This window comes from Endozoicomonas sp. SESOKO4, assembly GCF_024606275.1.
The window spans coordinates 1-1,593 of sequence record NZ_JAHHPS010000329.1 but is presented as its reverse complement, the minus strand read 5'-3'; the positions used below and the strand labels follow the sequence as shown (position 1 = coordinate 1,593).

The window sequence follows — 1,593 nt, the reverse complement described above, 5'->3', positions numbered from 1 at the left end:
ATAATATCGCCAATGACCTGATCTTTGGTCCAGCCCATAATATCGTAGTCCTGACCGCCCTCCCTCAAAAAGACTTCTGCACGGTAGTACTTACTCTCTTCTTCATCATCAATGACAAAGCTGGGTTGAACGTAGGAACGTGGGCTGACCTTGTAGAGAAAGTCCTGTTCCTCACCATGAAACACATTCAGAGAGACAATGCTCTTGTTTCGGTCAAAGTCTATGCCAGTTTCCACACCCTGTTCTTCCAACTCTCTGGAGAGGGACTTCATGGCGGGTAGCACCACACTTCGCATGAAAACCCTGACACTTTTACGTTCAGGGAAGTGAGTAATATTCTGCAATCGGGTTTGCCATGGAATAGAGACATTGGCATGGCTCGGAGCCAGCGTGGTTTGGGTCAGACTCTCTTTTTTGGCGGTATCCAGTGCCAGTGCTTTTAGCAGTCCATAGCCGGAAACCAACAACACGATAGAAAATGGTAAAGCCGTAGCAATCGTGGCCGTCTGGAGAGCCTTGAGTCCTCCGGCAAGCATCAGTACCAGTGCCACCAGACCAATCAATGAAGACCAGAACACACGCTGCCAGACCGGAGTTTTCCCTTCACCCGCAGAAGCCAGCATATCAATCACCATGGCACTGGAGTCGGAAGAGGTGACAAAGAATACCACCACCATGATAATGGCAATTCCTGAGAGGAATTCTGTGGCCGGGAAATACTCCAGAAACTTGAAGAGCGCCAGCGAGACATCAACCTGAACAATATCAGCCAGGTCTGTCGCCCCATGATTCATAATCAGATCAATGGAAGTGTTTCCGAATACCGTCATCCAGATAAAGGTCAGGCAGGCAGGGACAAACAGTACACCACAGATAAACTCGCGAATGGTTCTGCCTCTGGAGATACGGGCAATAAACATGCCGACAAAAGGTGACCAGGACAACCACCACGCCCAGTAAAACAGAGTCCAGCCACCCATCCAGTCGGTAGGTTCATAGGCGTAGAGATTGAATGTTTTGTCGACAATATCAGACAGGTAACTACCAATATTCTGCACCAGTAACTGCAACAGTAAAATGGTAGGCCCGAGTATAATGACCATGGCCATTAGCAACAGTGCGAGCAGCAGATTGATCTCAGATAAACGGCGAATTCCTTTATCAAGACCTGAGGCAACGGACAAGGTGGCCAGAGCAGTAATTACAACGATCAAAACCACCTGGACATGGGTGCTTACATCGATATCGAACAGGTAATTCAGGCCCGAGTTGACCTGAAGCACGCCATAACCCAATGCTGTTGCCACACCAAAGGTCGTACCCAGAATGGCGAAGACATCAATGACATGCCCGATGACACCATGAATACGATCACCCACAATCGGATAAAGAGCCGAACGCAGGGTTAAAGGCAGATTGTGACGATAGCCAAAGAATGCCAGTATCAGGGCCACAATGGCATAGATGGCCCAGGCATGAAAACCCCAGTGGAAAAAGGTAATCCTCATGGATTCCCGGGCGGACTCAATGGATGCCGGATCGCCCACGGGAGGTGTCAGGAAGTGCATGACGGGTTCCGCCACGCCAAAAAAC

At 49.5% G+C, this 1,593-nt stretch carries 1 protein-coding gene; it reads right to left on the bottom strand.

From position 1 onward, the window contains the following. Positions 1-1,568: BCCT family transporter (locus KDK16_RS06270; protein WP_257275195.1), on the bottom strand; the 1,568-nt coding region annotated here is incomplete at its 3' end. Positions 1,569-1,593: the final 25 nt, after the last annotated feature.